A 1,861-nucleotide genomic window follows, 5' to 3' on the forward strand; every position below is an offset into this window, starting at 1 on the left:
CTCGTCCGGGTCGGTCGCCGCGGGCAGGGCGATCGAGGGCGCGACGTCGGCACGTCGGGCGAGCGTCTCGGTGTCGAGCGACGCCCGGGTCCGCCGCACGAGCGTCAGGGCGGCGGCCGCGTCGAGCGGGCGGTCGTCGGGGGACCGTGCGGCGAGCGCGCCGACGAGCTCGTCGACCTCGGCGGGGAGCCACGACACGGCGTCGGACGGAGCCGGGATGTCGTTGTTCACGTGCTGGAACGCGACCTGGATCGGCGTCTCGCCCGTGAACGGCTGGGCGCCGACGAGCATCTCGTACAGGAGGATGCCGCACGCGTAGACGTCCGTGCGGGCGTCGCTCGCACCGCGCACCACGAGCTCGGGCGCGAGGTACGCGACCGTGCCGAGCACGGTGCCGGTCGTGGTCGACGTGACCTCGGTGACCGCACGGGCCAGGCCGAAGTCGGCGAGCTTGACCCGGTCGTCGCTCGCCAGCAGGACGTTCTCGGGCTTGATGTCCCGGTGGACGAGCCCGACGCGGTGGGCCGCGGCGAGCGCGTCGAGCACGGCCTCGGTGACGCGCAGCGTCTCGCCGACGGTCAGCGCACCCTGCTCGGCGATCCGGCGGCGCAGGTTGGAGCCGTCGACGTACTCCATCGTGAGATAGCTGGTCTCGCCGTCGAGCCCTTGGTCGAAGACGCCGACCAGGCCGGGGTGCGTGAGCCGGGCAGCGGTCCGGGCCTCGCGACGGAACCGCGCGACGAAGTCCGCGCCCGAGGTGCCCTCCGCGAGGTGCGGGTGCATGACCTTGAGGGCGACGTCGCGGTCGAGCCGACGGTCGACGGCCAGGTAGACGGTCGCCATCCCGCCGCGCGCGATCCGGGAGACGATCTCGTACCGGCCGTCGACCAGGCGGCCGACGAGCGGATCGGTGACGGTGGCTCCCACGCGCAGGAGTCTACGGTCGGGCGTGCCCGGATCGTCGCAGGCAGGGCCCTCAGGCGAAGCGCGTCATGTGCGACTGCACGTTGGCGACGTACTGCTTGGTGTCGGTGAACATGCCGTTGCGCTTCACGGACGACGCGCCCTGGTAGTACCCGGCGATCGCGGTCGGCAGGTCGGGCGCGTTGCGCACGAGCGAGCGCAGGATCGCGACGCCCGCGACGACGTTGTCGTCGGGGTTCAGCAGGTCGAGCGGCCGCCCGACGAGGTCCGACGCCCACTTCCCGGACGACGGGATGACCTGCATGGTGCCGATGGCGTTCGCGGGGGAGACGACGGCGTGGTTGAAGCCGGACTCCTGGAACGCGACGGCGAGCGCGAGCGCCGGGTCGACGCCGTACGCGCGCGCCGTCGCGGTGATCTTGGCCCGCATGTCGGCCTTCGACGGCACGGCGGACGCACGCAGCGCGGCGAGGTTGGCGTTGGCGGCGGAGACCGTCGCGGCCGGGTAGGACCGACCGGCGAAGGTCGAGCCGACGCTCGTCGCCGCGGCCGGCGCGACGCCCGGGATGGTGAGCGTCTGGCCGACCCGGATGAAGGCGCGCGCGTCGAGACCGTTCGCGGAGACGATCGCCGCGACCGTGGTGCCGTGACGGCTCGCGATGTGGCTGACGGTGTCGCCGTTGCGGACGGTGTACGTCGCGGCAGCCGGCGCCGGTGCGGTGGTCGCGACCGGGGCGACGCGCACGCCGGACGACCCGGTCGGGATCGTGAGCACCTGACCGACGCGGATGAAGGCGCGCGCGTCGAGGCCGTTGGCCTGGCGGACGGCCGTGACGGTCGAGCCGTGCCGGGCCGCGATGTGGCTCACGGTGTCGCCGGAGCGGACCGTGACCTGCTCGTCGGCGTGCGCGGCGGTGCCGGTGGCGGTCACGGCGAG

Annotated in this window: 2 protein-coding genes; both read right to left on the reverse strand. The window is 73.8% G+C overall.

Translation table 11 applies throughout. The annotated features are described in order from the left end of the window. Positions 1-927 (reverse strand): protein kinase domain-containing protein (locus HGA02_RS18115; protein ID WP_168680676.1); only part of this gene is annotated, 927 nt, incomplete at its 3' end. Between the two features lie 49 nt (positions 928-976). Beyond that, a partial coding sequence (locus tag HGA02_RS18120; protein WP_168680678.1) for a lytic transglycosylase occupies positions 977-1,861 on the reverse strand: 885 nt, incomplete at its 5' end.

Origin of the sequence: Cellulomonas septica, from assembly GCF_012396155.1 — a bacterium.
Lineage (GTDB): Bacteria > Actinomycetota > Actinomycetes > Actinomycetales > Cellulomonadaceae > Cellulomonas > Cellulomonas septica.